The organism is Streptomyces sp. NPDC059696, assembly GCF_042733745.1.
Taxonomy (GTDB): domain Bacteria; phylum Actinomycetota; class Actinomycetes; order Streptomycetales; family Streptomycetaceae; genus Streptomyces.
Map to the genome: position 1 here is coordinate 1 of NZ_JBHWFG010000008.1, position 16,588 is coordinate 16,588.

13 protein-coding genes and 1 pseudogene are annotated in these 16,588 nt (G+C 71.9%); 1 reads left to right on the plus strand and 13 read right to left on the minus strand.

Annotated elements, in window-relative coordinates; translation table 11 throughout:
* The 11 genes and pseudogenes from ACFV20_RS10665 to ACFV20_RS10715 form a co-directional block, all read right to left on the minus strand.
* A pseudogene (locus ACFV20_RS10665) lies at positions 1–1,542 on the minus strand (YibE/F family protein); the annotation flags it as partial.
* A 312-nt stretch (positions 1,543–1,854) separates the two neighbouring features.
* Positions 1,855–3,426: an ABC transporter ATP-binding protein gene (locus ACFV20_RS10670; RefSeq protein ID WP_385654916.1), complete on the minus strand. Its 1,572-nt coding sequence runs from the start codon at positions 3,424–3,426 to the stop codon at positions 1,855–1,857.
* Entirely contained in the window at positions 3,423–4,301 is an 879-nt protein-coding gene (locus ACFV20_RS10675; protein ID WP_385654918.1) for an ABC transporter permease, read from the minus strand. The genes ACFV20_RS10670 and ACFV20_RS10675 overlap by 4 nt, the downstream gene beginning before the upstream one ends.
* A complete protein-coding gene (locus tag ACFV20_RS10680; protein WP_385654921.1) occupies positions 4,298–5,251 on the minus strand; it encodes an ABC transporter permease in 954 nt (317 codons plus the stop codon). The genes ACFV20_RS10675 and ACFV20_RS10680 overlap by 4 nt, the downstream gene beginning before the upstream one ends.
* Entirely contained in the window at positions 5,248–6,816 is a 1,569-nt protein-coding gene (locus ACFV20_RS10685; protein WP_385654924.1) for an ABC transporter substrate-binding protein, read from the minus strand. Before ACFV20_RS10685 ends, ACFV20_RS10680 begins: the two co-directional genes overlap by 4 nt.
* Before the next feature lie 21 nt (positions 6,817–6,837).
* Positions 6,838–7,641, minus strand: a complete 804-nt coding sequence (locus ACFV20_RS10690; RefSeq protein WP_385654926.1) for a class I SAM-dependent methyltransferase — start codon at positions 7,639–7,641, stop codon at positions 6,838–6,840.
* Entirely contained in the window at positions 7,638–8,906 is a 1,269-nt protein-coding gene (locus ACFV20_RS10695) for an MFS transporter (RefSeq protein ID WP_385654928.1), read from the minus strand. Before ACFV20_RS10695 ends, ACFV20_RS10690 begins: the two co-directional genes overlap by 4 nt.
* A complete protein-coding gene (locus tag ACFV20_RS10700; RefSeq protein WP_385654930.1) occupies positions 8,890–9,948 on the minus strand; it encodes a dipeptide epimerase in 1,059 nt (352 codons plus the stop codon). The genes ACFV20_RS10695 and ACFV20_RS10700 overlap by 17 nt, the downstream gene beginning before the upstream one ends.
* Positions 9,945–11,024, minus strand: coding sequence for a PLP-dependent cysteine synthase family protein (locus tag ACFV20_RS10705; protein WP_385654932.1), 1,080 nt, complete (start codon positions 11,022–11,024; stop codon positions 9,945–9,947). The genes ACFV20_RS10700 and ACFV20_RS10705 overlap by 4 nt, the downstream gene beginning before the upstream one ends.
* Positions 11,021–11,884: a Rossmann-like domain-containing protein gene (locus ACFV20_RS10710; RefSeq protein WP_385654933.1), complete on the minus strand. Its 864-nt coding sequence runs from the start codon at positions 11,882–11,884 to the stop codon at positions 11,021–11,023. The genes ACFV20_RS10705 and ACFV20_RS10710 overlap by 4 nt, the downstream gene beginning before the upstream one ends.
* The gene (locus ACFV20_RS10715; protein WP_385655296.1) at positions 11,881–13,137 is read right to left on the minus strand and encodes an ATP-grasp domain-containing protein; all 1,257 of its coding nucleotides are present in this window, start codon (positions 13,135–13,137) and stop codon (positions 11,881–11,883) included. Before ACFV20_RS10715 ends, ACFV20_RS10710 begins: the two co-directional genes overlap by 4 nt.
* A gap of 148 nt (positions 13,138–13,285) precedes the next feature.
* On the opposite strand from ACFV20_RS10715, the gene ACFV20_RS10720 reads away from it, so the two are divergent.
* Entirely contained in the window at positions 13,286–14,770 is a 1,485-nt protein-coding gene (locus tag ACFV20_RS10720; protein WP_385654935.1) for an alpha/beta hydrolase, read from the plus strand.
* A gap of 119 nt (positions 14,771–14,889) precedes the next feature.
* Here the strand turns inward: ACFV20_RS10720 and ACFV20_RS10725 are convergent, their stop codons facing one another.
* Together ACFV20_RS10725 and ACFV20_RS10730 are read right to left on the minus strand one after the other, a co-directional pair.
* Positions 14,890–15,621 (minus strand): TIGR03943 family putative permease subunit, encoded by a 732-nt coding sequence (locus ACFV20_RS10725; RefSeq protein WP_385654937.1) that lies wholly within the window; start codon positions 15,619–15,621, stop codon positions 14,890–14,892.
* Complete coding sequence (locus tag ACFV20_RS10730) at positions 15,618–16,556, minus strand: permease (protein ID WP_385654939.1); 939 nt, start codon at positions 16,554–16,556, stop codon at positions 15,618–15,620. Before ACFV20_RS10730 ends, ACFV20_RS10725 begins: the two co-directional genes overlap by 4 nt.
* Positions 16,557–16,588 lie beyond the last annotated feature (32 nt).

The window sequence follows — 16,588 nt, forward strand, 5'->3', positions numbered from 1 at the left end:
CCCCGCCAGTGGCGCCGTCACCGCCCCGGGGCCGACGACAACGCTTGCGTCGCCGTCGGCCCCGGCGGGTAGCCGCCGCCCCGGCCACCGCCGGGCCCGCCGTCGCCGTTTCCGTCTGTCGGCCGGGCCGGTCGGCGGCGACCATCAGGGCGGCCAGGCCCGTGGTGACCGGCACCGACGCCACGAGGCCGATGGAACCCACCAGCGTGCGTACGATCTCCTCGGCGACCAGTTCGCTGTTGGCGACTGTGCCGGCGCTGCTCCGCGCGATCGAGAAGAGCAGCAGCAGCGGTAGCGCGGCACCGGCATAGGCGAGGACCAGCGTGTTCACCACGGACGCGATGTGGTCGCGGCCGATGCGGATGCCGGCCTGGTACAGCCCGCGCCGGCCCATCGCCGGGTTCGCCTCGTGCAGTTCCCAGACAGCCGACGTCTGGGTGACCGTCACGTCGTCGAGGACACCGAGCGAGCCGATGATGATGCCGGCGAGCAGCAGACCGCTCATGTCGATCGACGGGTACAGGCCGTGGATCAGGCCGGTGTTGTCGTCGGTGTCGCCGGTGAGCGCCGCCCACTCGACGAACCAGGAGCCCAGGAAGCCGATCAGCAGCAGCGAGATCAATGTGCCGAGGACCGCCACCGACGTGCGGGCCGAGAGGCCGTGACACAGGTAGAGCGCGATCAGCATGATGGCGCTCGAGCCGATCACCGCCACGAGCAGGGGGTCGGAGCCCTGCAGGATCGCGGGCAGGATGAAGAAGTTCAGGATCAGAAAACTGGTGGCCAGCGCGACCAGCGCCATGACGCCGCGCAGCCGCCCGACGACCACGACGGCGACGGCGAAGATGACGGCCAGCACCGTCATCGGGACCCGGCGGTTGACGTCGGTGACCGAGTACTGCAGGTCCTTCGGCGCGGAGGGCTCGTAGGCGACCAACACCTTCTCGCCTTGTTCCAACTGCCGTGACTGGTCCGGTTGGACGATCTCGGTGAACGTACGGCCCTTGTCCTTCCCGGTGTCCACGCGGACCGTGGCTCTCTTGCAGGTGCCGCCCTCCTGCTCCTGGGCGGAGGAGCCCTCGGCCGTGGAGGTGTCCCCGGTCGGTGTGTCGCCCGAGGCATTCACGGACGCGCAGCTCACCTCGACGACCTCGGTGACCGTGGCCCGTTGGGTCTGCCGGTCGAAGCCCACTCCGGTGCGCTCGTGCCCCGGAGCGCCGCCGGGCCACAGCACCACGAGCCCGACCAGTACGGCGGCACCGAACGGGATGAGGATCGCCGCGATGACCTTGCGCAGATGCGTCGAGACAGGCGCGGCGGGCCCGTGGCTGTGACTGTGGCTGTGTGCCTGCCCGTGACCGCCGGCACCCGCTCCGGATCCGTGCCCGGAGCCATGTCCGCTGCCGGTCATCTTGCGCGCCCGTCGTCCATCACCGGGATGTGCCCGTGGCCTGTGGCCGAAGGCGGGAAGTGACCCGCGCCGGTACCGGGTCCGCCGACCCCGTCCTGGTCTCCGGCGTTCTGCCGGTCAGCGGCTTCCATGCCGTCCGTCTCCCTCGCGCTGGTTCCTACCCCCCTCCGGAGCCGGGCCTGCGCGGCGCCTCTGATGAAGAGTACGGGAAGGGCCGTGTGTGGTCTCAGCCTCGATCACGGGAGGTCATCGGCTGGGCAGGTCCCCCCGTGGTCGGTGGGTGCGCCCTGTCCCCCCCGGTGGTCGGTGGGTGCGACCGGGGCGCGTCGACCGGGTCAACGCTGCTCGTACGGGTCCGACGGCGTCTCGACCATCCTGACCGTCTTCGCGACTGTTCTCCGCCGTTCCGCCGATGATGCCAAGCCGCGCGATGGCCGGGACATTCATCGCCGACCCGACGTGGAGAACGGGTGGCTCGGTGTGCTGAGGACCTTGTGGGCCGGTCCCTGTTCGATGAGTGCGCCCGCGTCCAGGACCGCGATGCGGTGGGCCAGGGCCGCGGTGTCCTGGTCGTGGGTGATCAGGACCAGGGACAGGTCGTCGCGGCCTTTGAGCAGGGTCCTGAGGACGCCGAGGATGCCGCGCCGCGTGATCGTGTCGAGTCCGGAGGTGATCTCGTCGCAGATGAGGACACGGGGCCGGGCGAGCAGGGCGCGTCCGAGGGCCGCGCGCTGGAGTTCACCGCCGGAGAGCTGTCCGGGCCGTCGGCGGACCAGGTCCTCGGGGAGGCCGAGGTCGGCCAGAGTCGTCAGTGCCTCCTGCGTCGCGGCGGAGGTCTCGGCGCCGCGCAGCCGGACCGCGGTGCGGGCGACCTGGTGCAGGACGGGACGGTGTTCGTCGAATGCGGCGCGGGCGTCCTGGAAGACGTACTGCACGGACGCCAACCGGGCGCGGTCGCGGTCGCGCAGGCTGCGCGGAAGGGACGTGCCGTCGAGGAGGATCTGGCCGGAGTGGTCGCGGTGGAGTCCGGCGAGGCAGCGGGCGAGGGTCGTCTTGCCACTGCCGGAGCGGCCGACGACGGCCAGGCATTCACCCGCGCGCAGCTCCAGCCCGGGAACGCGCAGCACCTCGGTCGTACGGCGTGTGCCGGTGCGGTGGTATGCGGTCAGGTCGCGTATCCGCAGGAGTGGGCGCCCGGCACCGGGCGCGCTGTCCGGCCGCTCCGGTTCGCCGGAGAGCAGCTCGCGCGTCCATGCGTGCCGGGGCGCGAGCAGCACATCGTGCGGCGGGCCCGACTCGACGACCCGGCCCGCCCGCATGACGATCACCTCGTCGGCGAGTGCCCGCACGACGTCCAGGTCGTGGCTGAGCAGCACGACGGCGATGCCGCGTGCCGCGAGGGCCGTCAGCTGGTCGACGATACGGCTCTTCGTGAGGGCGTCCTGACCGGTGGTGGGCTCGTCGGCGACCAGCACCCGCGCGCCGAGCAGCAGGGCCTGGGCGAGGACGACGCGTTGCTGCTGGCCGCCGGAGAGCTGGTGCGGGTAGCGGTTCAGCAGGGACTCGGCGTCCGGGAGCTGGGCCTCGGCGAGGGCGCGCAGGACGCGTTCGCGAGTCGCTGACCTGCGGTGGCGGCGGGGCAGGTGGCGTACCTGGGGGCGGGCGATGTCGGTCAGGAGGGCCGTGATGCGGCGGGCGGGGTTGAGCACGGCGGCGGGGTGCTGGGGGATGTAGCCGACCAGGCCGTCGGCCGCTCGGCGTACGTCACCGGTGACGCGGGCGCCGGACGGGTACTCGCCGAGCAGGGCGAGCCCGGTGGTGGTCTTGCCGCTGCCGGAGGCGCCGATCAGGGCGGTGATCGTGCCGGGGAGGGCGCTGAGGCTCACTCCGTCGACGAGTGCCCTGCCGTCGACCTCGACGCGCAGGTTGCGGATCGTGGCCACGGCCCTCTCCGCGGTGTCACCGGGCTCCAAGGGCGTGCCGGTCTGGTCCGTCGTGTCGTCTGTGCTGTTCACGGGCGTGCCTCGCTCTCTGCCCGGTTGCGGACGGTCCTGGTCGCTCGCGGGATCCGTCCGACTCCGTCGCGGGTGCGATCCCGTCGTCGGTCGTCGGCCAGCGCGGCGTCGAAGAGGAGGTTGGTGCCCATCGTCAGGGCCACGATCAGCAGGGCGGGAACCACGACAGCCCAGGGCTGGACGAACAGGCCGGTTCGGTTGCGGTCGACCATGACCGCCCAGTCCGCGGCATCCGGGGCCACACCGACACCGAGGAACGCGGCTGTGGCGACCAGGTACAGCACGCCGGTCAGCCGGGTTCCGGCGTCGGCGGCCAGGGTGCGCAGGATGGATCGGCCGACGTATCCGACGGCGATCCCCCACCACGTCTCCCCCTGCATGCGCAGCGCCTCGACCGCGGGACGGGCGGCGGCCTCCGCGGCGGTGGCGCGGACGAGCCGGGCCGCATCGGGCACGTTCACCAGTGCGACCAGCAGGGTGAGACCCACGGCGCCGGGGGAGAAGACGGTGGCGGCCAGCAGGATCAGCAGCAGCGACGGGACGGCGAGCAGGACGTCCAGGGGCCGCATCAGCAGTTCGTCCAGCCAGCGGCGGTGGGTGAGCGCACCGGCCAGGCCGACCGGGAGCGCGACGAGACAGGACAGGGCGGTCGCGGCGAGGGCGGTCAGCACGACCGGACGGCCGCCGTGCAGGACCTGCTGCCAGACGTCGCGGCCCACGAAGTCGGTACCGAGCCAGTGGCCGTGGCCCACGGTGAAGGACCTTGTCCGCGGTTCTGGCTCACCGGCGAACACCGGGCCGAGCAGGGCCAGTGCGAGGGGCACGGCGACGACCGTCACGCCGAGGGCGAAGCGACCGGTCCCTTGCCTCGTCATGCGGCCACCCCCGCCCGAGGCGTGAGCCGGTGGGTGACGAGATCCGCGCCCAGGTTCAGTACGACGGTCAGCACGCCGAACACCACGGCGAGCCCCTGGACCACCGGCACGTCGCGTTCGGCGACGGCGTTGAGCAGGACGGTGCCGAGTCCCGGGATCACGTAGAGAGCCTCCACGACGATGACGCCGCACAGCAGCCAGTCGATGGTGCGGGCGAGTTGCTGGGCAGCGGGGGCGAGCGCGTTGGGCAGGGCGTGCGTGTAGCGGACGCGGGCGCCGGAGACGCCGTAGCGGCGGGCCTGGGCCGCGTAGGGGGAGGCGAGCGCGTCGATCATGCCCGCCCGCACCAGACGAGACAGGGAGCACACCGGCCGGGACAGCAGCACCAGCACAGGCAGGACGAGCGCGGCCGGGTGGCCGAGCAGGTCGGTCCCGTAGCCGACGGCGGTCGGCGGCAGCCAGCCCAGCCGGAGCGCGAGGACGCTCACCAGCAGCACGCCGAGGGCGAACTCGGGCACCGCGTACACGGCGAGCGTGACCGAGCTGATCAGCCGGTCGGTGAGGCGCCCTTCATGACGGGCGGCGAGTACGCCGAGGCCGAAGCCGGCCGGGATGAGCAGGGCCACGGTGAGCGTCGCCAGCAGGACGGTGGGGCCGAAGCCGTCGGCGATGTACTGGCCGACCGGGCGGCCGGAGGTCAGGGAGGTGCCGAGGTCGCCGTGGAGCAGTCCCGCTGCCCAGTCGGCAAGCCGTTCGTGGGCGGGCCGGTCGAGGTGCATGGCCTCGCGGATGGCGGCGATCCGAGCGGGGTCGGGCTGGTCGCCGGCCAGGGCGACGGCGGCATCGCCCGGCAGCGCCTCGGTGAGCACGAAGACCAGCAGCACGACGGCCACGGTCTGCGCGGCGCCGAGGAGCAGCCGCCGGGCGACGAAGGAACGCAGTCCGCTCACGCCAGCCAGACCTTGTCGAACCGGGCCCAGTCGAGGGTGTTGGCGGGAGCCTTGCTCTCAACCCCCCGTACGCTGCGCGCGGTTCCGAGAATCCAGTCGGCGAACCCCCAGATGAGGAAGCCGCCTTCGGAGTACAAGCGGCGCTGCATCCGCTCGTACACGGCCGCCCGTTCGGTCTTGTCACGGGTGGACTGGGCCTGCTGGTACTGCGCGTCGAAGTCCTTGTGCTTCCACCTGGTGGCGTTGGTGGTGGAGTCGGTGAGCAGGCGCTGGGAGATGTGGGACTCGATGGGCATGGCACCGGAGCGGTAGCAGCACAGGGTGCCGCCGTCGAGGATGTCGGCCCAGTAGGAGTCCTTGCTGCCCATCTTCACGTCGATCGTCACGCCCGCCTTCTTCGCCTGGTCGCGGAAGATGCCGGCGGCCTCGGTGAATCCGGCGGCGACGGCCGAGGTGTCGAGGGTGACCTTGAGGTTCTCGGCACCTGCCTGCTTGAGCAGGGCGCGGGCCTTGTCCAGGTCCTGTTCCCGCTGGGGGAGGCTGTCGGCGTAGTACTCGTAGCCCTTGCCGAACAGGTCGTTGCCGATGACGCCCGCGCCGGCCAGGGCACCGTCGACGAGTTCCTTGCGGTCGGCCATGAGGAAGAACGCCTCGCGGACCCGCTTGTCGTCGAAGGGGGCCCGGTCGGTCTTCATGCAGAACGCCTGCATGGCGCTGCCCCGGAGCCGCACGATCTCGATCTGTCCCCTGCCCTCATGGGCGCGGGCGGTGGTGGGGTTGAGCTCGTGGGCGTACTCGACCTGTCCGCCGAGGAGGGCGTTCACGCGGGCGGACTCCTCGTTGGCGACGACGAACTCGAGCTCGTCGAGGTGCGGGGCGCCCTCCCAGTAGTCGTCGTTGCGGCGGAAGACGGCGGAACGGCCGGGGGTGAAGGAGACGAACCGGAAAGGGCCGGAACCGATGGGCTTCCTGTCGAAGTCGGAGGCGTTCTCCGGGACGACGTAGGCACCGAACGCGGCCAGAACGTTGGGGAATTCGGCGGTGGGCCGCTTGAGGACGAACTCGATCGACCGCTGACCGGTCGCGCGGCTGGCGTCGAGGTCGATGGGTTCCAGGGACGCCTTGGCGCGGAACGCCTGCTTCGGGTCGGCGATGCGGCGGTAGCTGTAGAGGACGTCCGCGGCGGTGACCGGCCTTCCGTTGTGGAAGGTGGCCTCGCGCAGGGTGACATGCCAGCGGTCCAGGGTCTTGTTGGATTCCCATTTCTCGGCGAGGCGGGGTTGTGCGGACAGGTCGGCGCCGTAGTCGGCGAGCTTGTCGAACAGTGCCTTGGCCCGGGCGGCGTCGGCGAAGAGGTTGGCCAGATGCGGGTCGAGGGTCTCGCCGGCGCCACCGCCGGCGAACGCGGCACGCAGCCGGCCGCCGCGCTTCGGCGTGTCGCCGGAGCCGCTGTCCGCCTTGTCGTCGGTGCCGCCGCCGCAGCCGACGAGGGCGAGGCCGGCGACCCCTGAGGTGGCGGCGAGGAAGCCGCGGCGACGCAGGCCGGGAAGACGTTCGTCGTACATGAGTGTCCCTTGGAGTGTGGTTCAGCGGATGGAGTGGAGGCGTGCGACGACGTGCAGCCGGTCGGCGTCCGTCGTGCGGCCGGGCGGCTGTCCTTCGTGCCAGCGTGGTTCGGTGCGTGGGCCGGGCCCGTCGTGGAGTTCGAGGACCTCGAAGCCGTGGACGGCCAGCAGATGGCGTAGTTCCTGCGGGAAGAGCAGGCGCCAGGCGGAGTGCTGCTCGACCGGTTCCGATCCGTCGTCGGCGGACCATATGCGGGTACGGCGCAGGAGTTGGGCCGTGCGGTCCACGGTGAGCGAGGTGATGGAACGGTAGGCGGTGCCCTGCCAGGTGAACTCGTGGACGGTGGGCCCGTCCAGCAGGTCGGTTCGGCCGAGGAAGTAGGCGCCGTTGCGCATCTCCGCGACCAGCAGGCCGCCCGGGGACAGGGCCCGGCGGCAGGAGGAGAGAAAGGTGTCGAGCTGGTCGTTGGTGTGGCAGTACAACAGGGCGCTGTCCAGGCATACGACGGCGTCGTACGCGCCGTGTCCCAGGTCGAAGCCGTGCAGGTCTGCCCGGACGTACTCGGGTCCGGGGTGGTGGACGCGGGCATGGGTGAGCATCGCCTCGGAGAGGTCGGCGGCGGTGACCGTGTGGCCGGCGCCGTGCAGCTGGGCGGCATCGCGGCCTGTGCCGCAGCCCATGTCCAGCACCCGCTCTCCCGACCCGTGACGTCGCAGGCAGTCATCCGTCCAGCGGCCGGCCAGCCGGTCGGGGTCGGGGAAGCGGGCCTCGTACAGCTCAGGGTTGTCGGTGAGAAGGTTGTGCGGGAGGATCGCGGGGGTCATACCGTCTCCTTCCTCAAGCTGGCGGGCTGCGGCCTCGTCGGGAGCGATCCGTGACGGTGCAGCCAGACCACGCCGAGTGCGGAGGCGAGCCCGAACAAGGCGCAGCAGACCCACGGCAGCCAGTCGGCGCCGCCATGCTTCCCGGTGTCCATGGCCCAGCCGACGACGGTGTTACCGACGGCGGCGGCGATGCCGGACACCACGTAGAAGACGCCGAAGTAGGTGCCGGTGAGCTCGGCCCGGCCGAAGCCGGGGATCATCTCCATCACGAAGGGCTGGGCGATCATCACGCCGAGGTGGAGCAGCAGCGTGCCGATCAGGACGGGCAGGGCGCGCAGTGCTGCGTCGAGCGGGCCGTCCGGGCCGCCGGAGCCGTACGCCACCAGTGCGGGCGGCAGGAATGCCAACGCCATCAGGCCCAGGCCCGCCGTGATCCACTGCGCCCGGTCCCCTCGCACCTTGAGGGTGCGGGTGATGCGCATCTGGAGCGCCAGGTTGGCGAGAGTGCCGACGACGAAGACCAGTCCGGCGGCGCCGTCCCAGCCGGTGGCCCGCCGGGCTCCGTCGGGCAGCAGCAGGTACAGCTGGTTCTCCAGGGTGAACATGCCGACCATGGCGAGCGCGAAGGCGAGGAAGGCGCGATTGCCCAGGACCTCGCGCCAGTCGGCGATGACCGTGCTCGTGTTGGGCTCGACTTCCCGGGCGGGCAGCACGACGGCCTGCGCGACGGTGAGGACGGCGAAGATCCCGGCGGCGGTCAGCGCGGACGTGCGGAAGTCCACGAGCAGCAGCGCGCTGCCCAGCAGCGGCCCGATCAGGGCGCCGGTGGTGGCGAACACATTGAACAGTGCGAACGCCTCGGCCTTGCGTCCGTCCGCCTCCTGGGCGATGTAGGTGCGCACGGCGGGGTTGAACAGCGCCCCGGCGAGCCCGCTGAGCACGGACGCGGCGAGCAGCACGGCCAGGTCGTCACCGAGCGCGAACAGGGCGAACCCGAGGGTGCGCAGGGCGCATCCGGCGATGATGACGCCTCGTGCGCCGAGCCGGTCGGAGGCGGAGCCGCCGATGATGAACAGGCCTTGCTGGCTGAGGTTGCGGACGCCGAGGACGATGCCGACGACGGCCGCCGACAGGCCCAGGTTCTCGGTGAGGTGCGTGGCGAGGTAGGGGATGAGCAGGTAGAAGCCGGTGTTGACGCCGAGCTGGTTGACGAGCAGGAGCTGGACGGCGAACGGGAAGCGTCGCATCTCACGCCACGTCCTCATAGGCCCTCACCTCCTGAACTCCGAGGCCAGGGCGGGCGCTTGCGCGTACGACGCCGTCTTCGCCGCCGATCCCGTGCCACGGGTCGTGGGCGAGCAGCAAGTGCCCGTCGAGGTCCGCCCAGCGGGCCCGGTCGGCGAGGTGGACGGCGGGCGCGAGGCCGAGACTGCTGGCCGTCAGGCAGCCCAGCATCAGCTCCGTGCCACTGCCGTCGATCAACTCCGCGATGCGCAGGGCCGCGTGCACACCGCCGCACTTGGCGAGCTTGACGTTGACGCCCTGCACGCGTCCGGCCAGGCGGCGGACGTCCTCCAGGTGCACGGCGTCCTCGTCGGCGATGACCGGCACGGGTGAGCGTTCGGCCAGCGCGCCCAGTGCCTCCGGGTCGCCGGGTGCGAGGGGCTGTTCGACGGCCTCGACGCCGAGCCCGGACAACCGGGGCAGCAGCTTCTCCGCCTGTGCCACGGTCCACGCGCCGTTGGGGTCGAGCAGGAGCCGGGCGCGGGGCGCGGCGTCGTGGATGACGCGGACGCACTCCACGTCGTGCTCCGGATCGGGAGTCCCCGCCTTGATCTTGATGACCTCGAAACCGCTCTCCGCGAGACAACGGGCCTGTGCCGCCGCGTGGGTGAGGGAGGTGATGCCGATGGTGCGTGCGGTGGCCGCGACCGGCGGTGTCCTGGTACCGAGCAGCCGGTGCACGGGGCTGCCTGCGCGCTTGCCGACGAGGTCGAGCAGCGCGGCCTCCACGGCGGCCGTCACGGCCGGGGGAGTGCCGGCACCGGCCCACTCGCCCGACCGCAGGGCTGCAAGGGCGTTCTCGGGGTCGGGAAAGCGGGAAAGGTCTGTACCGACGTCGGTGAGGAGCCGTCCCAAGGTGTCGGCGTCGAGCCCGTAATAGACGCTCGTGACGGCCTCGCCGTGGCCACGGACGCCGTCGTGCTCGACGGTCAGCCACAGGGCGTCGCGGGCCGTCATGGTGGATCGGGAGATGCGCAGCGGCTCGGTGAGTTCGAGGCGTACGGTGCGCAGGGTGGCCTTCACGGGGTCCTCCCTGAGGCGAGCGGATCGGCGACGCGGGCGCAGCGCACCCAGCCGGTGGCCTCCGCCGCACGGGGGTGCGTGATCTCGACGGGGCGGGTGGCCGCGGCGGACGGGTCGAGGCCGTGGACCGTGGCGAAGTCGTCGTCGTAGACCGTGCCGAGGTAGCGGTGCGGGCCGTCGGGGAAGACGGTGGCGACGACCGCGCCGGGGTGGACGCGGGCGGCCCAGGCGGCGACGCGGGCGGCCGCGCCGGTGCTCCAGCCGCCGCTGACGAAACTGCCCCGGGCCAGGCGCCGGCAGCTGTCCACGGCCTCCGCCGGACCGACCCAGTGGACCTCGTCGAAGGCGTCGTAGGCCACGTTGCGCGGGTGGATGCTGCTGCCGAGGCCGCGCATCAGCCTCGGCCGGGCGGGCTGGCCGAAGATCGTGGACCCCGTCGAGTCGACGCCGATCAGCCGCAGCGCGGGCCAGCGCCGACGCAGCGGGCCGATGATGCCCGCGCTGTGGCCGCCGGTGCCGACGCTGCACACGAGGATGTCCAGATGGTCGAGCCGGTCGACGAGTTCGGCGGCCAGGGAGGCGTAACCGGCGCTGTTGTCGGGGTTGTTGTACTGGTCGGGCCAGTAGGCGCCGGGCAGCACGGACAGCAACTCCCGCAACCGTGCGAGGCGCGCGGCCTGCCAGCCGCCCTTCACGGCGGGGCGGTCCACGATCTCCAGACGCACCCCGTGGGCCCGCAGCAACTGCCGCATGAAAGGCTCCAGTTCACTGTCACCGACCAGCACGACGGGATGGCCGAGGGCCTGGCCCGCGAACGCCAGCCCGATTCCGAGCGTGCCGGAGGTGGACTCCACCACCGGTGCGCCGGGTCGCAGCTCACCGCGCTCCCGGGCGCCCAGCACCATCGACACGGCGGCCCGTGCCTTCATGCCGCCCGCCGCGAGCCCTTCGAGCTTGGCCCAGAATCCGGGATGCGGCCCGGGCAGGTCGGCGGTGACGCGGACCAGGGGCGTGCGGCCGAGCAGGGTGAGCAGCTCCGGGCGGGCGGCGGCGGGGCATATGGCTGTCGCGGTCACGGGGCGCCTCCCGGACAGGCCGAGCGGTAGCGGTGGACTGTGCCGGGACCGCCGTCGAGCCAGAAGAAGGGGTAGGGCTCCGCACACACCGCGCTCACCCCGTGGCCGAGGAAGCGGGGCAGCACGGCGCTGCCGGTCTGGGCGAACATCACCAGCTGCTTGCCGTGCGCCAGAGCATGCTGCCGCAGCGGTTCGAAGGTGCCGTTGCCCAGCGTCATCCCGGACACCAGCAGGGCGTCGCAACGGTCGGCCGCGGCGAACGCGTCGGCGACGACGGCCTCGCCCCACTCGGTCAGCCCGCCCTTGAGGTCACAGGGCACGTAGCTCAGACCGCGCGCTCGCAGTTCCTCCAGCAGGGAGTTGACCACCCCCACCACCAGCACGGTCGCGTCCGCCGGCAGGTCGAGCAACTCGACGACGGCCTTCGCCCGGGCCCTGGACTTCTCCAGCGACGTCCCGGCGAGCAGCGGAAGGGGCCGCGCCCCGTGCTCCGGAACATGGGGGGTGACGTGCATCAGGTAGGCGTCGAGAGCGGCCACCCGCACCGCCGTCAGCGGATGTTCCAGCAGGCTCGCTATGTCGGTGCCCACACACTCCTCGACCGCCCGGTCGGGAAGCGTCCCGGGCTCGACCGCGCACGAGCCGACAGCCTCGCCCAGACGCAGGCTGAGGACCTCGTTGCGGTAGCCGGTGCCGCGCCCGTCATGCCGTACGGCCTGCCGCGTGGTGAAGGCCACGGCGACCCGCTGCGAGGCCGCATCCGGTCCCAGCTCACCGGCGCGGACTCCTGCCACGAGCTCGTCGTAGGACCGGTACGTCTCGAACACCGCCGTGCGGGCTGTTCCGGTGACGGCGGTCATCGGATCACCATCCCGGACCGCAGTTCACCGAGCAGAGCCTCGACCTGATCGCGGGCTCCCGGCCCTTCGGCGTCGACCGCCATGACATGGCCGAGGTACTCGTTGTTGCTGCCCGCCGCCTTGACCTGCCTGCCGGGCTCGGCGAGCTGCACCTCCAGCACGCCCGCCGCGTCCCGGAGGTCGCCGCCGCCCAGCGACGCGAGCGTGCCCGAGGTGTCCGGCACGAGGAAGCCGATGGCCGCGCTGCGCAACCCTGTGTCGCTGCGGCGCAGGTCGGGCGCCCGACCCAGGGACACGTCCACGAAGGCCGCGGCCAGGTCGACGCCGGTCACATGGCGGACCAGCTCGGTGATGCGGTTGCCGGCGGGCCGCGGATTGACCTCGACCACGCGCGGGCCGTCGGAGGTCAGTTTGATCTCGGTGTGCGCCACCACGCCGTCGGTCAGGCCGAGGGCCTCGAGTGCGGCCAGGGCGGTCCGCTCGGCGGCCTCCATGTCGGCGGCGGAAAGGGCGGCCGGGAACATGTGCCCGGTCTCGATGAACGCGGGCGCCCCGCCGATGCTCTTGTCGGTGACGCCCACCACATGGACCGCACCCGCGTGCGACACCGTCTCGACGCTGACCTCGGGGCCGTCCAGCAACTCCTCGATCAGGACAGCCGGCCGGCGCCGCTGCCCTCGGGCGTTGACCGGGAAGTCGGCCAGCGCCCCCACAGCGGCGGCGAGTTGCTCTTCGTCCTCGACGCGGCGCACATACATGCCCGCGCACAGGTCGACGGGCTTGACGACCAGCGGGTATCCCATCTCCCATGCGGCCCGGGAGATGCCGGCCCACTCTTCCCGCACGGCGAAGCGCGGTCCGGGCACCCCGGCATCCGCGAGGACACGGCGTGTGGCGTCCTTGCGGCAGGCGTTCTCGACCGCCGCCGGGGGTGAGCCCGGGAGGCCGAGGTGTCCCGCGATCCGGGCCACCGTCGGCAGGTAGTAGTCACAGGAGGTGAGCACGCCGTCGAAGCGCAGTGCCGCGTGCAGCCGCTCGATCTCGGGCAGCAGCGCACCGGTGTCGTTGGTGTCGGCCGTGATGATGTTGCGCGCGCCGAGCAGGGGGTGCGACGCCCCCTCGGACGCCGAGCGGAGGTAGTGGTGCAGGTCGCGGGTGAGGAAGGTGAACTCGTGTCCGCCCTCCCGGATCGCCCGTGGCAGCAGTCTGCTCATCGATCCGACCCAGCTCTCGACCATCAGCAGATGAGCCACAACTCCCCTTTTCATGCGATCAGTTCAGTAAGCGGGCAGCCCAGAGGGCCGTCGGACGGGACGGCGCCGGGGGTTTGCGCTCCGCACACGCTAGCGATAATCATTTTCATTTACCACCCCCTTTCGTCGACCTGCTCGGAGAGACCCCTTGTCCCGTCGCACCGCCCTGCTGGCGGCCCTCACGACCGCGGCTGCCCTTCTGCCCACGGCTCCGTCCCACGCCGAGCCCGCTTCGACCCCGACGCTTCGCTTCGGCGCCTGCCCCGACTCGGTACCGGCGCCGCCCGCCCCGGATGCCGTCGAGTGCGGGCGGATCACCGTCCCTCTTGACCGGCACCACCCCGAGGGGCCGAGCGTCGACGTGGCGGTCTCACGCGTCCCCGCATCCGGCAGCCCCGCCGAGCGCCGAGGCATCCTGCTCGTGAACCCGGGCGGCCCGGGCGGCTCCGGCCTGCCGTACGCGGTCACCAAGCGCGCCAAACTCCCGGAGCGTGTGCGCCGTGCCTACGACGTCATCGGTTTCGACCCGCGTGGCGTCGGACAGAGCACACCCGTCCACTGCGGCTCGATGGGCGGCCTCTTCGACAGCCCCGGCGCCGACCCGATACCCGTCGGACCCGTGGCGGAACGGTCGTACCTCGCGTCCCTGCGGAACATGGCCGACGACTGCGCGGCGGCTGCGGGCGACGTACTGCCCTACCTGTCGACGGAGCAGACCGCGTACGACATGGATGCCATCCGTGCCGCGCTGGGGGAGTCCCGGACGAGCTTCCTCGGTGTGTCGTACGGCAGTTACTTGGGCTCGGCCTACGCCGCCCGATTCCCGCACCGCGTGGGGCACATGGTGCTCGACAGCGTGGTCGGCCCCTGGGACTGGTACGACTTCGACGTGATCCAGAGCCGGGCGCTGCTGCGGGCGCGGGACACCTTCTTCGCCTGGACCGCGGCCCATCAGCAGCGCTTCGCCCTGGGCGCGGACGCAGAGTCGGTACGGCGGGCCTACCTGCGCGTCCGTGAAGGACTCACCGCTCGACCGGTCGCCGGCTTCGGTCCGGCGGAGTTCGACCGCGCCGTCTACCGAGCCCTGGGCCGCACCGAACGCTGGGCCGGCCTGGCCGACGGCCTGCGCACCTATTTGCGCCGCGGCACTCCCGACGCCCTCCGCCCCGCCACCGCCTTCGACAGCGCCGCATCACGCAACTACGAAGCCGCCAACCGCGTCGTGAAGTGCGCCGACGGCCCCGCGCCGAACGCCCGCCGGATCCTGACGGACATCCGCCGCACCCGTCGCCTCGAGCCGCAGCCGGTCCTCACCGGCATGGAAGCCTCCGCGTGCGCCTACTGGCACCACCGCCCCGCGCACCGCACCCGGCTCGGCAGCCCGTACGCCCCGCCCGTTCTGCTGGTCGCCTCCGCTCATGACCCCGTCACGCCGATCGAGGGCGCCCGCGCACTGCGCGGACTGCTCCCCGGATCACGTCTGGTCACCCTCGACGACGACTACTCGCACGGGGTGTTCGCCAGCCGGAGCAACACGTGCGTGGACGACACCGTGGCCGCGTATCTCGTCGACGGAGCGGTTCCGGTGACGGATGTGCACTGCGCGGGTGCTGGACTGCCCGCTGTGCAGTGACCACTCTCGGCATTCTGACACCAGCGCGGCCGCTCGCTCAGTGCGTGCCCCACGGGGCCCAGGGCTCTCGGGTGGCGGCCCTGCCCACCTCGCTCGCGGGGTGGGCAACCCCGTGCGGTTCACCTGGTGGTGGGGAGCGGCAGAGCGTCCTGGTACGCGTTCACCGGCCGGGTGACCTTCGTGACGCTGCGCGCGTCGAGTGCGACCGCTGCGGAGGCCGTGCCCAGAGTTCCGTCGCTGTGCCAGGTTCCCGTGACGGTCACCCATGTGTCGGCGGGCAGGTCCGGGGCGCCGTGGATCCGTACCTTGACGGACTGGGCGTCCGCGGCACAGCAGTTGAGCATGAGCCGTGTCAGGTACCAGCCGTCGCCGTCCGGGCCGGGCGTCACGAAACCGGTCATCACCACGCTGCGTCCCTTGATGCCCTGCTCGCGGTCCTGCCGCACGCGGCCGGTGAACTCGGTGAGCGTGAGAGGGACCGGCGAGGTGGCGGGCAGCGGATCGAAGTGGTCCTGTTCCTTCACTGCCCTGGAGGGTTCACGGGCGGCGGTGTAGGCGCCGAGGGCAGGCGGGGCGTAGAAGAGCAGGCTCAGGGCGGGGAAGAGGAGCAACCAGGCGACGCGCGGAACGGTGGTGTGGTCGTCGGCTTCACCGGAGCCGTCGTCCCTGCCCACCCTCCAGAACGACACCGTCTCCGCCGCTGCCAGCAGGAGCAGGAGCACCCCCGAGGCGATCAGCAAGGGCCGCATGCCCTCCTTGACGTACCTGAGGTACAGGTCGGTGACGAGCGAGGCATGCAGCACGCCGAGGCCGCTGAGAGCGAGCAGGGGCACCTGGAGGAGTGGTCTCACAGCAGTACCTCTCCGATCAGGACGCTGCAAAGGATCGCCACGACCGTCGTGGCGGCGGAGAAGCGGACCGCGAAGGCCCTGCCGAACGTGCCCGACTGAAGGGCGATCAGTTTCAGGTCGACCATCGGCCCGACCACCATGAACGCCAAACGCGCGAGGGGCGAGAAACCGGTGAGCGAGGCCGCCACGAACGCGTCGGCCTCGGAACACACCGAGAGCAGGATGGCGAGCCCGGCCAGGAAGACCACGGACAGCCAGACGGAACCGGAGAAGGTCTCGAGGACCGACCGCGGGACTGCCACGTTGAAGGTGGCGGCCGCCATGGCTCCGAGGACCAGGAAACCGCCCGCGTGCAGGAAGTCGTGCTGGAAGCCGCGCCGGAATTCCGTCCAGCGGCTGTGCCCCGGCCGGTGCCCGGAGTGACGTACGGCGGGGCGCAGCCACTCGTCGCGGCCGAACCGGAGCCACAGCCAGCCCATCACGGTGGCGGTGGCGAGCGAGGCGAGCAGCCGGGCCAGCACCATCGCGGGGTTGCCGGGGAAGGCGATGGCCGTGGCAGTCAGTACCACCGGGTTGACCGCGGGGGCCGAGAGCAGGAACGCGAAGGCGGCGGCCGGGGTGACGCCCCGGCCGATCAGGCTGCCGGCCACCGGTACCGACGCACACTCACAGCCGGGCAGGACGACTCCGGCGGCGCCGGCGACCGGCACGGCGAGCGCGGGCCGCTGCGGAAGCACCCGGCTGAACACCCGCGCCGGGACGAACGCGCTGATGGCGCCGGACAGGGCCGTTCCCAGCAACAGGAACGGCACCGCCTGCACGGTGACGGCGAGACACACGGTCCGCCAGGCCTGTACGGCCGGTGCCGCCAGCCACCCGCCGCTCAGGAAGAGCACCACATCGATCAGGAGGACCGCTCCCAAGAGCACGAGCATCCCGAACCGGATACGGGCCCGTATCGGACTCT